This is a genomic window from Streptococcus mitis (assembly GCF_047464035.1).
GTDB classification, from domain to species: Bacteria; Bacillota; Bacilli; order Lactobacillales; family Streptococcaceae; genus Streptococcus; species Streptococcus mitis_DX.
In genome coordinates, this window is record NZ_JASHCQ010000017.1 from 16,656 (window position 1) to 33,778 (window position 17,123).

Annotated in this window: 16 protein-coding genes and 1 riboswitch; of the genes, 6 read left to right on the top strand and 10 right to left on the bottom strand. The window is 42.9% G+C overall.

The genetic code is table 11. The features are described from left to right. Positions 1-15: 15 nt before the first annotated feature. From QM818_RS06340 to QM818_RS06355, 4 genes are all read right to left on the bottom strand, one after another. Positions 16-240, bottom strand: coding sequence for an acyl carrier protein (locus QM818_RS06340; protein WP_000257838.1), 225 nt, complete (start codon positions 238-240; stop codon positions 16-18). Between the two features lie 59 nt (positions 241-299). Continuing rightward, positions 300-1,274 carry a beta-ketoacyl-ACP synthase III gene (locus QM818_RS06345; protein ID WP_261073911.1) on the bottom strand — a complete coding sequence of 325 codons (975 nt, stop codon included), beginning with the start codon at positions 1,272-1,274 and terminating at the stop codon, positions 300-302. Then, positions 1,274-1,708, bottom strand: coding sequence for a fatty acid biosynthesis transcriptional regulator FabT (fabT, locus tag QM818_RS06350; protein ID WP_000386356.1), 435 nt, complete (start codon positions 1,706-1,708; stop codon positions 1,274-1,276). Before fabT ends, QM818_RS06345 begins: the two co-directional genes overlap by 1 nt. 91 nt (positions 1,709-1,799) lie before the next feature. Continuing rightward, complete coding sequence (locus QM818_RS06355; protein ID WP_261080908.1) at positions 1,800-2,585, bottom strand: enoyl-CoA hydratase; 786 nt, start codon at positions 2,583-2,585, stop codon at positions 1,800-1,802. Positions 2,586-2,900: 315 nt separating this feature from the next. Between QM818_RS06355 and QM818_RS06360 the strand changes: the two genes are divergently transcribed. From QM818_RS06360 to serS, 3 genes are all read left to right on the top strand, one after another. Beyond that, positions 2,901-4,265, top strand: coding sequence for an aspartate kinase (locus QM818_RS06360; protein ID WP_261032190.1), 1,365 nt, complete (start codon positions 2,901-2,903; stop codon positions 4,263-4,265). Between the two features lie 2 nt (positions 4,266-4,267). Next, entirely contained in the window at positions 4,268-4,639 is a 372-nt protein-coding gene (locus QM818_RS06365; RefSeq protein WP_049487025.1) for a DUF956 family protein, read from the top strand. A gap of 213 nt (positions 4,640-4,852) precedes the next feature. Continuing rightward, positions 4,853-6,127 (top strand): serine--tRNA ligase, encoded by a 1,275-nt coding sequence (serS, locus tag QM818_RS06370; protein WP_084927831.1) that lies wholly within the window; start codon positions 4,853-4,855, stop codon positions 6,125-6,127. A 24-nt stretch (positions 6,128-6,151) separates the two neighbouring features. On the opposite strand, the gene QM818_RS06375 is transcribed toward serS, so the two are convergent. The 6 genes from QM818_RS06375 to zapA all read right to left on the bottom strand — a co-directional run bounded on the left by QM818_RS06375 (position 6,152) and on the right by zapA (position 12,909). Further along, the gene (locus QM818_RS06375) at positions 6,152-7,051 is read right to left on the bottom strand and encodes a TDT family transporter (protein WP_261080907.1); all 900 of its coding nucleotides are present in this window, start codon (positions 7,049-7,051) and stop codon (positions 6,152-6,154) included. A 109-nt stretch (positions 7,052-7,160) separates the two neighbouring features. Then, positions 7,161-7,709, bottom strand: a complete 549-nt coding sequence (locus QM818_RS06380; protein WP_261080914.1) for a carboxymuconolactone decarboxylase family protein — start codon at positions 7,707-7,709, stop codon at positions 7,161-7,163. A 131-nt stretch (positions 7,710-7,840) separates the two neighbouring features. Further along, complete coding sequence (locus QM818_RS06385) at positions 7,841-9,163, bottom strand: alanine/glycine:cation symporter family protein (protein ID WP_261080906.1); 1,323 nt, start codon at positions 9,161-9,163, stop codon at positions 7,841-7,843. Positions 9,164-9,253: 90 nt separating this feature from the next. Then, a riboswitch (glycine riboswitch) is annotated at positions 9,254-9,342 on the bottom strand. A 163-nt stretch (positions 9,343-9,505) separates the two neighbouring features. Then, positions 9,506-11,842: an endonuclease MutS2 gene (locus tag QM818_RS06390; RefSeq protein WP_414300048.1), complete on the bottom strand. Its 2,337-nt coding sequence runs from the start codon at positions 11,840-11,842 to the stop codon at positions 9,506-9,508. Between the two features lie 219 nt (positions 11,843-12,061). Next, the gene (locus QM818_RS06395) at positions 12,062-12,610 is read right to left on the bottom strand and encodes a CvpA family protein (RefSeq protein WP_261032763.1); all 549 of its coding nucleotides are present in this window, start codon (positions 12,608-12,610) and stop codon (positions 12,062-12,064) included. After that, on the bottom strand, positions 12,607-12,909 hold the full coding sequence (zapA, locus tag QM818_RS06400; protein WP_049546761.1) for a cell division protein ZapA: 303 nt from the start codon (positions 12,907-12,909) through the stop codon (positions 12,607-12,609). Before zapA ends, QM818_RS06395 begins: the two co-directional genes overlap by 4 nt. Before the next feature lie 86 nt (positions 12,910-12,995). Here zapA and rnhC point away from each other — a divergent pair, with 86 nt between their 5' ends. The 3 genes from rnhC to recD2 all read left to right on the top strand — a co-directional run bounded on the left by rnhC (position 12,996) and on the right by recD2 (position 16,976). Further along, complete coding sequence (gene rnhC, locus QM818_RS06405; protein ID WP_414300049.1) at positions 12,996-13,877, top strand: ribonuclease HIII; 882 nt, start codon at positions 12,996-12,998, stop codon at positions 13,875-13,877. Positions 13,878-13,880: 3 nt separating this feature from the next. After that, positions 13,881-14,495 (top strand): signal peptidase I, encoded by a 615-nt coding sequence (gene lepB / locus QM818_RS06410; RefSeq protein ID WP_004245100.1) that lies wholly within the window; start codon positions 13,881-13,883, stop codon positions 14,493-14,495. A 114-nt stretch (positions 14,496-14,609) separates the two neighbouring features. Further along, positions 14,610-16,976, top strand: a complete 2,367-nt coding sequence (gene recD2, locus QM818_RS06415) for an SF1B family DNA helicase RecD2 (RefSeq protein WP_261446975.1) — start codon at positions 14,610-14,612, stop codon at positions 16,974-16,976. Positions 16,977-17,123: the final 147 nt, after the last annotated feature.

Here is a 17,123-nt window from a genome sequence, read left to right on the forward strand (position 1 = left end):
CTATTTATATTCTGTTTATTTTGTTTGCTCTTCAACGTAGGCAACCAAGTCACCAACTGTTTTCAAGTCATCTTCTGCTTCGATTTGGATATCAAAAGCATCTTCGATTTCTGAGATCACTTGGAACAAGTCCAATGAATCTGCGTCCAAATCATCAAAAGTGGATTCAAGTGTTACTTCTGATGCGTCTTTTCCAAGTTCTTCAACGATAATTTCTTGTACTTTTTCAAATACTGCCATGATAGGACTCCTTTAAAATAAATAGTTTTTTTATAACAATGTGTTCACCACATGATTACCTAAATTGTAAGAATGAGCGTGCCCCATGTCAAGCCTCCACCGAAGCCTGATAGTAGAACAGTCTGGCTACCATCTAAACGGATGAGACCTTGTTCTACACACTCTGAAAGTAAAATCGGGATACTGGCTGCACTGGTATTGCCATATTCCATCATATTGGCTGGAAGTTTATCTCGGTCGACACCAATTTTTTTAGCCATCTTATCCAAAATACGGTCATTAGCCTGATGAAGTAGCAGATAATCCAAGTCTGTCGCCTCTATAGGAGATTCATCAATAGTCTGCTTGATAGACTTGGCTACGTCCCGAATAGCAAAATCAAAGACTGCACGCCCATCCATCTTCAAAAATGAATCTGCACTTTCTTGATCTGAAAACGGAGAATGCAAGCCTGAATGTCCATAAGTTAGACACTCGCTACGACTCCCATCACTATTGAGACTCTCAGCCAAAAAATGCTCTTTCTCGCTAGCTTCTAGCAAGACTCCACCAGCACCATCTCCAAACAAAACAGCTGTTGATCGGTCTGACCAATCGACTGCTTTAGAGAGGGTTTCACTACCAATCACCAAGCCTTTTTGAAAGCGACCAGAAGCGATAAACTTTTCAGCAGTTGAAAGAGCAAATACAAATCCACTGCAAGCCGCTGTTAGGTCAAAAGCAAAGGCCTTATTAGCACCAATATTGGCTTGGACACGAGCAGCTGTAGAGGGCATCATCGAATCTGGAGTGATGGTAGCTAGGATGATAAAATCCAACTCCTCTCCTGTGATTTCAGCTTTTGCCATCAGTTTCTTAGCAACCTTTGTAGCTAAATCACTAGTAGATTCTGTTCTTGAAATATGTCTTTGACGTATTCCCGTCCGACTTGAAATCCACTCATCATTGGTATCCATAATCTGAGCCAAATCATGATTTGTAACCACTTGCTCTGGCACATAATGAGCAACCTGGCTTATTTTTGCAAAAGCCATTATCTCAAATCCTCCAAAAATTGATAAAGATTGGTCAAACCTTTGCTCATAACCTCCATCTCTTGCTTACTCATACCATCAATGATTTTTTCAACCATAGCCTTGTGGAAGCGTTTATGTAGCCTATGAACCAAGCGACCTTTCTTTGTCAAATGCAGATGTACCACACGTCGATCATGTTCTGAACGAATGCGTTCAATGTAACCCTTGCGTTCGAGATTATTCAAACTAGTCGTAACTGTCCCAAGAGTAACCATCAACTCTTTTGACACTTGACTTGGTGTCACATCTGGAACTTTTCCAATCACATCAATCGTATGCATTTCTTTGATGGAGATATCCTTGAAACGACTACCCCTCAAGCTAACTTCCTCGATGACGAGGACATTGTTAAATATAGATGTTAAATATTCATTAATTCGTTGGTAGTCCAATCTCTTTTCCCTCCTTTTCAAAAAACTTTCACAATCAAAACATTTGACAGAAAAATTATATCAAAGTTCAAAGAACAGTGCAAGTATTTTTTTATTTTCCTGTAAATTTAGGTCTTCTTCGCTCCGAATGAGCCCGAACTCCCGCTTTGAAATCCTCTGTTTGAGCCAAAGATTCCTGTAGGTTCAATTCTAAAGCAGCATAATCCTGCCAGTCTTTGAATTGGCTCTCCCAGACCAACTTCTTAATGGCAGCATAGGAATTAGCTGACCCTCGTCTCAATTTTTTAAGAAGCTGTTCTCTCGTCTTTTCAAGTTTATCAGCTTCACAGACACGGTAAACTAGTCCCCATTCTAAAGCTTTGTCTGCCGTTAAAGCTTCTCCTGTCATAGCTAATTGAGCAGCACGCGTCACACCAATACTTCGACTCAAGAGATGAATTCCTCCTGCATCCGGAGCCAGGCCAACTCCAACAAAAGCTTGGATAAATTTAGCCTTATCCGTTGCCAGACAGAAATCTGCAGCAACAGCCATATTCGCTGCGGCACCTGCAACTGCCCCATCAACCTCCATCAAGACAGGTTTAGCAATTTGCTTGATTTTATAAGAAATAGTATTGACTAATTCTGCGATTTTTGTCAATGATGGAATATCATCCTCATCCACCGCCCGCTTCATCTCTACTAAATCTCCCCCAACTGAAAAGACTTTGCCATTCGCGTTGATTAATACAAAATGCACAGCCGGATCCTCTTCTGCCAAAGTCAGAGCTTCTAAAATCTCCTCACACATAGGAATATGAAAACCATTCGCAACCTCAGGACGATTTAAGGTAAGGATTGCCAAATCCTCTTCAAGCTGATAAATAATGTGTTCCATCGGGACTCCTTTTTATTTTATAAGCAGTTTATACTCTTCGAAAATCAAATTCAAACCACGTCAGCTTCGCCTTGCCGTACTCAAGTACTGTCTACGGCTAGCTTCCTAGTTTGCTCTTTGATTTTCATTGAGTATTAAATTATTTTATTTTCAAAGTATATCTTTTTTAAAACTCGAAAGCAAGGAAAAATCGACTAAAAGTGTCTCAGCCGATTGGCAAGGATCGCTTTATCCTAGAAAGCATCTTACTTTCTTCATTGAAAAAAGGCTTTCTTTCTGCTATAATCGTATAAAATACTTACTTTAGGAGTTCTTATGAAAGTTGTTAAATTTGGAGGTAGCTCTCTTGCCTCTGCTAGTCAATTAGAAAAAGTTTTGAACATCGTCAAAAGCGATAAAGAGCGCCGTTTTGTAGTCGTTTCTGCGCCTGGTAAACGCAATGCTGAAGATACTAAGGTTACGGATGCCTTGATTAAATACTACCGCGACTATGTTGCTGGTAACGATATTAGCAAGAGCCAAAACTGGATTATCGACCGCTATGCCGCTATGGTTAGTGAATTAGGACTGAAACCAGCTGTGCTAGAGAAAATTTCAAAAAGCATTCGCGCCTTAGCCACTCTTCCTATTGAAGAAAATGAATTTCTCTACGATACTTTCCTAGCAGCCGGTGAAAATAACAATGCTAAATTGATTGCTACCTACTTTAACCAAAATGGGATTGATGCACGCTATGTGCATCCTCGAGAAGCTGGTATTGTGGTCACAAGTGAGCCTGGTCACGCTCGCATCATTCCATCAAGTTATGACAAGATTGAAGAATTGACAAATGCAAATGAAGTCCTTGTCATTCCTGGTTTCTTTGGAGTTACCAAGGAAAATCAGATCTGTACCTTCTCACGTGGAGGATCAGACATTACAGGTTCTATCATTGCTGCCGGTGTTAAGGCAGACCTCTATGAAAACTTTACAGACGTTGATGGTATCTTTGCGGCTCACCCTGGTATTATCCACCAACCACACTCAATCCCTGAGTTGACCTACCGTGAAATGCGTGAGTTGGCCTATGCAGGATTCTCAGTCCTTCATGACGAAGCCCTTCTTCCTGCCTACCGAGGAAAAATTCCTCTAGTTATCAAGAATACCAACAATCCTGACCATCCAGGTACTCGTATCGTTCTAAAACACAGTAGTGATGAATTCCCAGTAGTAGGAATTGCTGGTGACTCAGGCTTTGTCAGCATCAACATGTCGAAATACCTCATGAACCGTGAAGTTGGATTTGGACGCAAGGTTCTTCAAATCCTTGAAGATCTTAACATCGGTTGGGAACATATGCCAACAGGTATCGACGATCTTTCTATCATTCTCCGTTCTCGCGAACTAACTCCTATCAAGGAAGAAGAAATCCTTCGTCAGTTGGTTCAAAAGGCTGAAGTAGATCATGCAGAAATCGAACACGACCTTTCAATCATTATGATTGTTGGTGAAAAAATGAAGAGTCACATCGGAGTAACTGCCACTGCGACACGCGCTCTATCTGAAAACAAGATCAACATCCAGATGATGTCTCAAGGTTCTAGTGAAGTTTCTATTATGTTTGTTGTCCATAAAGACCAAGAGAAAGCAGCTATTAAAGCCCTCTACAATGCCTTTTTCGGTGAAAACAAGGAAGATTAATCATGGCCCAATCTCTTAACAAAACAGTGCTCCTCAATACGACAGGAACTTCCTATCTCTCCATAGCTGGGAAAGTTGGGAAATTCCTTGTCGGAGATCAGGCTCTGGAATTTTACCCAGATGTCAATGTTGAACAATTTATCCAGATTCCTTGGAGCCATATCAACCAGATTGGAGCTAATGTCTCTGGTCGCAAAATCAGTCGCCACTTCGAAGTCTTTACAGACAGAGGAAAATTCCTCTTTGCTTCAAAAGACTCAGGTGCCATTCTCAAAATTGCACGCGAAAAGCTGGGCAATGACAAGGTCGTCAAACTTCCTACCCTGATTCAAACCATTGGTCAAAAATTTAAAAATCTATTTGCAAAAAAGTAGAAACTTTAGTATAATCATAGCAACGGATAAGTAGGTTATCTTCTTCTTTCAGAAAGTCTGCGGGTGCTGCGAGCAGATAGGAGGGATAGGTGAAATTCTACCGTTAGTAACAATTACATACACAATCAAGTGCACACCTGTGAAGTTGGATGGAACCGTGGCCCTGCCACTCCAACGCTTTGTCAGGTGTGCTTTTTTCATAAAGGAGTTCTTATGTTAGATATCAAACGTATTCGTACAGACTTTGATGCTGTCGCAGAAAAATTAGCTACACGTGGTGTAGATGCTGCTATCTTAAACGAGATGAAAGAAATCGATGCTAAACGTCGTGACATCTTGGTCAAGGTTGAAACTTTAAAAGCAGAACGTAACACAGTTTCTGCTGAGATTGCCCAAGCCAAACGCAACAAGGAAAATGCAGATGACAAGATTGCTGCCATGCAAACTCTATCTGCTGAAGTCAAAGCCTTGGATGCTGAATTGGCAGAAATCGATGCTAAATTGACAGAATTTACTACTACTCTTCCAAACATCCCAGCTGACAGCGTTCCTGTTGGGGCTGACGAAGATGACAATGTGGAAGTTCGCCGTTGGGGTACTCCACGCGAGTTCGATTTCGAGCCAAAAGCTCACTGGGATCTTGGTGAAGATCTTGGTATCCTTGACTGGGAACGCGGTGGTAAGGTAACAGGCGCTCGTTTCCTCTTCTATAAAGGTCTCGGTGCTCGTTTGGAACGTGCCATCTACAACTTTATGTTGGATGAACATGGAAAAGAAGGCTATACGGAAGTCATCACGCCTTACATGGTTAACCATGACTCTATGTTTGGTACTGGTCAATATCCAAAATTCAAGGAAGATACTTTTGAACTCAGCGATAGCAATTACGTCCTTATTCCTACAGCTGAAGTTCCTCTGACAAACTACTACCGTGATGAAATCCTGGACGGTAAAGACCTGCCAATCTACTTCACTGCTATGAGTCCATCATTCCGTTCTGAGGCTGGTTCTGCCGGTCGTGATACTCGTGGCTTGATTCGTTTGCACCAATTCCACAAGGTTGAAATGGTTAAATTTGCCAAGCCAGAAGAATCTTATGAAGAATTGGAAAAAATGACAGCCAACGCTGAAAATATCCTTCAAAAACTTAACCTTCCATACCGTGTCGTTGCTCTCTCTACAGGAGATATGGGCTTCTCAGCTGCTAAAACTTACGACTTGGAAGTTTGGATTCCAGCGCAAAATACCTACCGTGAAATCTCAAGTTGTTCAAACACAGAAGATTTCCAAGCCCGTCGTGCCCAAATCCGTTACCGTGATGAAGCAGACGGCAAGGTGAAACTCCTCCATACCTTGAACGGTTCTGGACTTGCAGTTGGACGTACAGTGGCTGCTATTCTTGAAAACTACCAAAATGAAGATGGTTCTGTGACCATCCCAGAAGCACTTCGTCCATACATGGGCGGAGCTGAGGTTATCAAACCATAAAAAATAAGGTTTAGCTATTTCTAGCTAGACCTTTTTTCGTAACCAATTCAGATAAGAACCTAGTACAAAGACTAAAATAATTAAGCAAATAGCGGTTTCAGCCAGTACTAAATAATCCAAAAATGGAAGTTTCAAGATTCCCTGAGCCATCTTGAGCGAGGTAGCCGTGATAATAGTTGGGAAGGTGAGGGCTGAAAAGGCTGGTTGAAAGCCATGTTTTAAAATGTTGGGCAGGCGAGTCAAAACAAAGAAAAAGAAGGATTGGGAAGCCAAAATCATCACAACTAATAGCCAAGTCGGTAGGCTCTCTCCTCCAACTCGAACTAGGGAAGCCAAGAGTAGAGAGAAAGGAGCACAGTAGATTCCTTCTTGACCAAGCAAGGCTAGTAGGAGTGGATGTTTCTTTAAATCGCTATAAATAAGGGGATAGAGATAGAAGGTTAGGAGAAAACCAAAACTCAAGGTCGCATAGGCAATTTCGATAATGCCTACGAGAGGATAGGTTAAGGCAGCCACTGCTATCCCCACATAAAGTACCGTCCAGCTTGGAGTAGCATTGACTCTCTTGCCTGGATAAGCAAACTTGATGGTGAAACCAGCAATCAAGGCCAAATCCAAGAGAAATGAAAACCACCAGAGCCCTTGCGCTACCAAAGGAAGATGAGGGAAGACGCGAAAAACATAGGTAGATAAAATCATCCCAGCCATAGGAAAGGTCGCCATTCCTGACAAAAGAGGGGGCTTGGTCAATTCTTGCTTGGTCTCTTTCCAATTAAAGAGATGCAGAAGCAGAAAGTAAATCCACAAACTCAAACCTGTCAGACTCAACAGATGGGACAGAAACGGCAACGTATCTAAAATAAGATTTCCAGCTCCTGCCAAACCTAGCAAACAACCAGAAAATACCAAGGGGAGTTTTTTCATCCTAACCTCCAATAATCATGTTAGTTTCAGTATAGCATAAAAGCGCTTAAATGAGGTGCTAAAAAAACGAAGTCCGATTATTTCAGACTTCATTTTACTCAGATAAGTATTAAGCATAAGGTTGCAATTCTGGGTTAATGGGTGTATTGGCTAGGTTATTGGCATAGTTACAGAGGCTTGCTAGGCTGACACCAAGAACCACATCCAAGGCATTTTGTTGAGTGTAGCCAGCTTCTAGAAACTCAGCCAAGGCTTCATCTCCTACACGGCCCTTGGTATTGCTAACTGCCAAAGTAAACTTAGCCAGAGTGTCTAATTTAGGATCTGTTTCGATTGGAGTACGATTGCGAAGGGCTTGAAGAAGGTCATCGTTCATCTGGATTTGTTTGATGGAAAAGGCTGTGTGACCTGCGACGCAGAAGGCACAACCATTAGTTACTGCTGCCGTGATTTGCACCACTTCACGCTCAACAGGTGTCAGGCTGTTGCGACGGTTGATAGCTCCGACAGTACGGTAAGCCTCTAGAGCAGTCGGTGCATTGGCCAAGAGACCGATTAGGTTGGGAATATAGCCATTGTTATCTTTTTCTACTGTTTCAAGAACTTCTTTCACTTCTGCTGGTGCTGATTCTACTGTATGGATGGTAAATGTTGTCATCATAAAACCTCTTTTCATGTTGTTGAAATCTAGTCTATCACAGATTCTATACCGTGCATAATATATATTTTAAATTGCACTGATAGAAATTTTTTATGAAAGCAAAAAATCACACGAGCTGTGTGATTTCATTATTTATCAAAATACTTTTTAGTCTCAGCAATGACGACTGGTGACAAGACTAAGAGGGCAATCAAGTTTGGCAGAGCCATCAAAGCGTTGACAATATCTGCGATAATCCAAACCATATCCAACTCGATAAATCCTCCCAACAAGACCATGAGTACAAAGACCACTCGATAGAGCCAGATAAAGCGAACGCCAAAGAGAAACTCAAAACAGCGTTCACCGTAGTAGTTCCAACCTAGAATCGTTGTAAAGGCAAAGAGCACAAGGAAGATGGTCAAAAGGGCAGGTCCAAAGTGTGAAAAGACTGTTGAGAAGGCTGACTGAGTCAAGGCAACTCCATTCAAATCACCACTCCAAACACCAGTTACCAAGATGGTCAAACCAGTCAAGGTACAGATAATGAGTGTATCAATAAAGGTTCCTGTCATGGAAATCAAGCCTTGCTCTACCGGTTCATTTGTCTTAGCTGCAGCTGCTGCAATGGGAGCAGAACCCAGACCAGACTCATTTGAAAACACACCACGCGCTACACCATTTTGAATAGCCATTCGAATGCTAGCACCGGCAAATCCACCTACCGCAGCAACTGGACTAAAAGCGGATGTCAAGATTAAAGCGATTGTGGCAGGAATTTTTCCAATATTAAAGAAAATAACTGTAAGAGTTCCTAAAATATAGATGATAGCCATAAAAGGAACAACAGTAGTTGACACCTTAGAGATGGACTTGAGTCCACCAAAGACAGCAATCGCTACAAATACAGACAACACAAGAGCTGTGATGGCTGGTGAAATAGCCGTTGTATTTTGGATAGATTCTGTAATCGAGTTCACTTGGGTGAAGGTTCCGATTCCCAGCAAAGCTACTAGCACACCTGCCAGGGCAAAGAAGATGGCAAGTGGTCGCCACTTTTCTCCCATCCCTAGAAGGATATAGTGCATGGGACCTCCCGCTACTGCACCATGGTCGTCCTTGGTGCGGTATTTGATAGCTAGTAGTCCTTCCGCATACTTGGTAGCCATCCCAAAGAAAGCAGCCATCCACATCCAAAAGAGGGCTCCTGGTCCACCGACCTTGATAGCCGTCGCCACCCCGATAATATTTCCCGTACCAACTGTCGCTGCTAGGGCTGTACACAAGGCCGCAAAGCTGGATACATCGCCATGCCCCTTGTCCTTAGTAAAAATAAGCTGGAAAGCCTTGGGCAGACGCAAAACCTGCAAAAGTCCTAGACGAGCAGTTAGGTAAATTCCTGTTCCGGCCAATAAAATCAAAAGGGGTGGGCCCCACGCAAAAGCATCGATTGATTTAAGCAATTCTAACATTTCCTTCTCCTATCTTTTCAACCCCAAAAGAAAGAGCACATGCAAAACACATGTACTCTGGAATGCTTAGATAAATGCTAAAAAGCGGTCTATCCTAGCTCTGTCCTTTTACCTGAGAGTTTGAGCAGTTGCCTGCCTTGCCCCTTCGGTGCCTTTACGGTCTCTCCAGAGTTCCGTCCATTTACAGTCATGGAAAATCAAACGATTCCCCACTTCTATTAAACTTCATTCGGTGTTGGTATTTAATTGATTCTTATTTTACAAAAAATGTTGGCTTTTGTCAATGTGTTTATCAGTAAAACTTAATTCAACAGTTTTTACTGTATAAAGTCCAAAATACTGCTATCCTTTAAAAGTGACAATAGTCGCACCACTGCCTCCAGCATTTTGTGGGGCATAGCCGAAACTCTTGACATGCTTGTTTCTTTGTAGGTATTTGGTGACACCTTCACGGATGACACCTGTTCCGATACCATGGATGATATCAACTTGTGCCATATTGTTAAGCAAGGCTTGGTCGATAAAGGCATCTAGCTCATTCATGGCCTCTTCATAACGTTTGCCTCGAAGGTCCAGTCTAGCTTGTGGACCACGACCAGAAGTTCGTTTCACGATATTGACTTGTTTTTTCTTGACTTGCTTTTCTTGCTGAGCTTGAACAAGGTCAAATTCTTTCTCTTCTAAAGTCATCTTAATCAAGCCGACTTGGGCTTCCCAGCGGCCGTCCTTGAGTTGACTGGTCAAGGTACCTCGCTGGCCATAACTGAGAACCACGATATCATCTCCCACCTTTGGAGCTCGTTTTTTCTTGGCCTTTTGAAGAACCTTATTTTTAGACAAATCTACTTTTTCAGGAGCTAATTTTTTCAGCTTGGCCTTGGCTTCAATGATTTCGTGGGGCTTGAGTTGGGATTTGCTGTGGAGATTTTTGAGAATCTGGTCACTTTCACTTAGGGCCATGTCCACAATCTCAGCAGCCTGTTCACGCGCCTTGTTAAGCTCTGTTTCCTTTTCACGATTAAGCTCATTGTAGAGCTTTTTGAGAGCACGGTTCATCTTGAGATTTTCTTGCTCCACCTCACGGATATTGTCCAAACGTTTACGGCTTTCCAGCGTCTGCTCTTCCAGTTGCTCAATAATCCGATTGACATCATTGTCCTGATCAACCTGCTGACTGGCATCCCCCACGATAACCTCAGATAGGCCTAGACGTTTGGCAATTTCAAATGCATTGCTTCGACCAGGAACACCCTGCATAAAGCGATAGGTCGGGCGAAGAGTTGCAGTATCAAACTCCATGCTGGCATTTTGCACAAAGGCTGTCTCAATACCGTAGGCCTTGAGCTCTGGATAGTGAGTAGTAGCCATGGTCTTGACTTGACGCAGACGAAGGTCTTCCAGAATAGCCATGGCAAGGGCGGCTCCCTCTTGGGGATCTGTACCAGCCCCCAACTCATCCAAGAGCAAGAGTGAATGTTGATTGACCTTGCCAAGAATATCCACAATATTGGTCATGTGGCTAGAGAAGGTAGACAAGCTCTGCTCAATAGACTGCTCATCTCCAATATCGGCAAAGATTTCTTCAAAGATACCAACACGACTTCCCTTGTCTGCTAAAATCGGTAAACCTGACTGGGCCATAACCTGCGTCAATCCCAGAGTTTTGAGCATGATGGTCTTCCCACCTGTATTGGGACCTGTAATGACAATCGCTGTTAAATCTTGACCAAAATGGACATCATTTGCGACGGCATTTTTGACCAGAGGATGGCAGACATGAAGCAATTGAATCTCCTGATTTTCTGACAGCTGAGGAACGACTGCTTGCCTTTCTTGAATAAAGCGAACCTTGGCACGAATCAAGTCCAGATGGCCGATAATCCAAGCATCATTGGCAATTTCAGCCGCATGAGGACGAACACGCTCCGAGATTTCTTGGAGAATGCGAAGCATTTCATAGCGCTCATCTGCTCGCAGACTGGCAATTTCTTCGCTCAGTTTGACCACCTCACGGGGTTCGATGTAGACGGTATTTCCACTAGCAGAAATATCATGAACGACACCTGCAATCTTATTGCGGTAGGTGTTTTTGACAGGTAGAACCTGACGGCCGTTTCTGCTGGCAATAATCCCTTCTGTCAACATCTGCGCTTTTTGCTTGAGCAGGTCCTGTAAAACATCGCGTACCTGACTCTCGCTATCATGGATTTTTCGACGGATTCGCGCCAATTCTTCACTGGCAAAATTTTCAATAAAACCTGCATCATTGAAGGCTTGGAGATTTCCTTGTAATTGCGGAAAATCGTGTAATTTTTCAAACCAAAGGGCTAATTCTTCCAAGCTGACATTTTCCAGATTGGCATAAAAACTTTGCAGTTCTCGGCTGGCAAGAAGTACACGCTTCAAGAGTAGGAACTCCTCGATATTGAGGTCCGCCCCCATTTCCAACCGCTTGCAGACTCCTGCAATTTCCTTAGTTGAGAGAATCGTGAAATGCGGTTGCTCGACGAAAAGAGCCTGCATTTCCTTCATCTCAGCAAAAGCCTGTTTGATTTTATCTGCTTTGTCAGTCGGAGCCAGCTGTCTCAATTGCTCCAAGCCCTGCTCGGTCAACAAATGAGGCTCAAACAAGGCCTTGACCTTATTGAACTCTAATGTTTCTAATATTTTCTTATTCATCTTTATTTCCTTGTCTTTGAATGTCTAGGTGTGGTATACTCAATGAAAATCAAAGAGCAAACTAGGAAGCTAGCCGCAGGTTGCTCAAAACAGTGTTTTGAGGTTGTAGATGGAAGCTGACGTAGTTTGAAGAGATTTTCGAATAGTATTAAGCTTCATACATTCTAATAGATTCGAGTCAAATCTGTAAACAAAGGGCTAGGAAAATTCCTGCCCTTTTTATCCGATTAAATTTGTCACCCAGATTTGTTTGAGCCAACTGGTTGTTACCGGTATGCTCTGGATGATGTGTTTTGCGACGATACTCTTTTCAAGAGGATTTTGTATAGCTGCCATGGGAATAGTCGCCAAGATGGTCAAAGCCATTTGCAAGACAAATAAGGTCACCAACATGGACAAAATCCCTGCTGAAACTTGGAACAACTTGCCACCCAGTTTTTTACTAGGAATCAAGTGTAAGAGGAGACCAAGCAAACGACCGATGCTATAAACTATCCCAAATACAAGCAAGTAGCCGATCCCTGCGTAAAAGACCTTATCCAACTGAAAGAGTTGATCCGATGGGAAAAAGAAAGTCCCCTGACCTTCCTGCGGATTTGCATAAGGGAGCAATAAATGGAATTGCTCTCCAAGCCCCTTATAAAACTGGCCAGCCATAAAAGCCGATGCCATGGCTGAAATCAGGTAATAAAGCTGTAAGAGCAGGCCTCTCCGATAGCCGATATAAAATCCCCAAGCCAAGACCAATAGAAGAAAGAGTGAAATCATAAGGAATCCTCAATCTTGCTCTGTTCTTGCTTGCAAGTCACAAGCTTGTGACGGAGTTCTTCTAGCTCTTGCTCCTTATCATCAAATTCAATCTCACGGCTGAGTTGAGTTGATAAACAGTTGACTGCCAACAAAAGAGCGATTGTTTCATCATCTGCGCTAGGCATTTGTTCTTTAATTGCTTGGTATTTTTCTGTCGCAACCTTAGCGATTTCCTCCATAAAGAGATTGTCATGCTCGCTTGTCAAGGTTAATGATTTTTCCCCGAATGTAAATTTGAATCGATTTAGATTTGCCATAAAATTCACCTCACGATATTATACCAAAATTCGCTAATTTTGTCAGTTTTTACAAATTTGCCTGCTTTTATGGTACAATAGAAACTATGGCAAGTATAACACTCACACCAAGCGAAAAGGAGATTCGGGCTTTTCTTGAACACTATCAGACCAGTCTGGCTCCCAGCAAGAATCCCTATATTCGCTACTTTTTGCGACTACCTCAAGCAACGGCTTCTATCTATACTTCTGGAAAGGTCTTGCTTCAGGGTGAAGGAGCTGAGAAATATGCTCGTTTCTTTGGCTATCAACTTGTAGAGGAAAACAGGGGACAAAATTTCCCTTTAATTGGGACAGATGAGGTAGGAAATGGTTCCTACTTTGGTGGACTTGCAGTTGTGGCTTCCTTTGTCACACCTGACCAGCATGCCTTCTTACGCCAACTTGGTGTGGGGGATTCTAAAACTCTGACCGACCAAAAGATCCGTCAGATTGCCCCTATCCTCAAGGAAAAAATCCAGCACCAGGCACTGCTTCTCTCACCAAGCAAGTACAACGAGGTCATTGGAGACCGCTACAACGCTGTTTCTGTTAAGGTAGCCCTCCATAATCAGGCTATCTATCTCCTTCTTCAAAAAGGACTTCAGCCTGAGAAAATTGTGATTGATGCCTTTACCAGCGCTAAAAATTATGACAAGTACTTGGCACAAGAGGCCAATCGTTTCAGCAATCCTATCAGCTTAGAAGAAAAGGCTGAGGGCAAATACTTGGCTGTCGCAGTTTCTTCTGTCATTGCGCGTGATCTCTTTCTGGAAAATCTTGAAAATCTGGGACGAGAACTGGGCTATCAACTTCCAAGTGGAGCTGGAACGGCTTCTGATAAGGTGGCTAGCCAGATTTTGCAAGCCTATGGCATGCAAGGACTCAATTTCTGCGCCAAACTGCACTTTAAAAATACTGAAAAAGCGAAAAAACGCTTAGAAAGGTAAGTTATGAATTCATTTAAAAATTTCTTAAAAGAGTGGGGATTGTTCCTCCTAATTCTGTCATTACTAGCTTTAAGTCGTATCTTTTTTTGGAGCAATGTCCGCGTAGAAGGGCATTCCATGGATCCTACCCTAGCGGATGGCGAAATCCTCTTTGTTGTCAAACACCTACCTATTGACCGATTTGATATCGTGGTTGCCCATGAGGAAGATGGCAATAAGGACATTGTCAAACGTGTCATCGGAATGCCTGGCGATACCATCCGTTACGAAAATGATAAACTTTACATCAATGACAAAGAGACAGATGAACCTTATCTAGCTGACTATATCAAACGCTTCAAGGATGACAAACTCCAAAGCACCTACTCAGGCAAGGGCTTTGAAGGAAATAAAGGAACCTTCTTTAGAAGTATTGCTGAGAAAGCCCAAGCCTTCACAGTTGATGTCAACTACAATACCAACTTTAGCTTTACCGTCCCAGAAGGAGAATACCTTCTCCTCGGAGATGACCGCTTGGTTTCAAGTGACAGTCGCCACGTAGGTACTTTTAAAGCAAAAGATATCACAGGGGAAGCTAAATTCCGCTTCTGGCCAATCACCCGTATCGGAACATTTTAAGAGACCTAAGAGGCCGAGAATCACCAATCTCAGCCTCTTCTTCTATCGTGAGAAGATGATTATTTATTGACTATAATATCCCCCAACTCTCACCTATTCATGCAAAGGAATTTTATGGAAGTTTATTTTTCAGGAACCATTGAACGGATTATTTTTGAAAATCCCAGCAATTTTTATCGCATCCTTCTCCTAGAAATCGACGATACAGACGCAGAGGATTTTGATGATTTTGAAATCATTGTCACGGGCACCATGGCTGATGTGATTGAGGGAGAAGACTATACTTTTTGGGGACAAATTGTCCAGCACTCCAAGTATGGGAAGCAACTGCAAATCAGCCGATATGAACGCTCAAAACCAACTAGCAAGGGCTTGGTTAAGTACTTTTCAAGTAGCCATTTCAAGGGGATTGGTCTCAAGACTGCTCAGAAAATTGTGGATACCTATGGCGAAAATACCATTGACGAAATTCTGCAACACCCAGAAAAGTTAGAAGGCATCGCAGGACTCTCTGCCAAAAATCGCGAGGCTTTCGTCTCCACCCTCCGTCTCAACTACGGAACCGAGATGGTTTTGGCCAAACTTGCTAACTACGGTATTCCCAATAAATTAGCCTTTCAGATTCAAGACTTTTACAAGGAAGAAACCCTTGATGTGGTTGAAAATTATCCCTACCAGCTGGTTGAGGATATCAAGGGCTTGGGATTTACCATTGCTGACCAATTAGCAGAGGAACTAGGCATCGAAAGTCAGGCTCCTGAACGCTTCCGCGCCGGTCTAGTTCACAGTCTTTTTCAGGCCTGTATGGAAACAGGGGATACCTATGTTGAAGCACGGGATTTACTAGAACAAACCCTTACCCTCCTTGAGTCTTCCCGCCCCGTTGAACTGGATCCCAGCCAAGTGGCCCAAGAGCTCTCCTACCTGATCGAAGAAGACAAGGTTCAGCAGATTGATACCAAGATTTTTGACAACAGCCTCTTTTTCGCTGAGGAAGGCATCCGCAGTCACTTGGTTCGTATCCTTGAAAAAAGAGAACAAAAGAGCCCAGATATGGAAACCATTCAAAAACATATCACTACTGTCGAGGAAGATCTGGGAATCCACTATGATAGCATTCAAAAACAAGCTATCTGCGATGCTATCCAGAATAAAGTCTTTATCCTAACAGGTGGACCTGGTACTGGTAAGACAACGGTTATCAATGGGATTATCGCTGTTTATGCCCTTTTAGAAGGGCTTGACCTCAGGAAAAAAAGCAATTTGCCTATTCTTCTTGCTGCTCCAACTGGACGAGCCGCTCGACGCATGAATGAATTGACAGGTTTGCCTAGCGCGACCATACACCGTCACTTGGGAATGACAGGCGACGATGACACCAGCCATCTGGAAGATTATCTGGATGCCGACTTTATTATCGTGGATGAATTTTCTATGGTTGATACTTGGCTGGCCAACCAACTCTTCTCCAACATCTCTTCTAACAGCAAGATCCTCATAGTGGGTGACAGCGACCAGTTGCCTTCTGTCAGCCCTGGACAGGTTCTAGCGGATTTGCTTCATATTCCCTTGATTCCTCAGACTCGCTTGGAAAAAATTTATCGACAAAGCGAAGAATCAACCATCGTCACCCTAGCTAGTCAGATTCGACAGGGTATCTTGCCAGCTGATTTCACCCAGAAAAAAGCAGACCGTTCCTACTTTGAAATCGCTAGTGGTCATATCCCTGCTACTATTGAAAAGATTTTAGGCGCTGCCCTTAGAAGTGGTATCCCTGCTCGTGATATTCAGGTTCTGGCTCCCATGTACCGAGGGACTGCAGGGATTGATTCCATCAACCAACTCATGCAAGACCTGCTCAATCCACCACAAAAAGACCAACTCAGTTTTGAAGCTCCCCAGTGCCACTATCGTAAGGGGGATAAGGTCATTCATTTGGTCAACGATGCTGAAATCAATGTCTTTAATGGAGATTTAGGAGCCATCACAGACCTGATTCCTGGTAAATATACCGAATCGAAACAAGACGAGATTGTCATTGATTTTGATGGCAACGAGGTCTCTTACCCACGTAACGAATGGTACAAGATTCGCCTGGCCTATGCCATGAGTATCCATAAGTCCCAGGGAAGCGAGTTTCCTGTTGTCATCCTACCGATTACCAGTGCTAGCAGGCGCATGCTGGAGCGAAATCTCATCTATACAGCCATTACACGCGCCAAAAGCAAGCTTATCTTACTAGGCGAATTACAGGCCTTCGACTATGCTACCCAACATATCGGAACTGCCCGAAAAACCTATCTGATTGAACGTTTCAGTGATTTATTGGAGAATGTTGAAGAAAAGCAACAATCTATCTCTGAAACTGCCACATCAAGTGACTCTGAACAATCCTACATCCTGACAGAAGAAAACTGGGACAGCATCCCAGCCATGATTGGGATTACAGAGGCAGACCTCAAAGAGATTTTTGGAAAATAGTGCATAATAAAACCCACCAATTTGAACTGCACCCCAAAAGTTAGACAGAAAAAATCTAACTTTTGGGGTGTTTTATTATGAAATTAACTTATGAAGATAAAGTTCAAATATATGAATTGAGAAAGCAAGGTCAAAGCTTCAATCAAC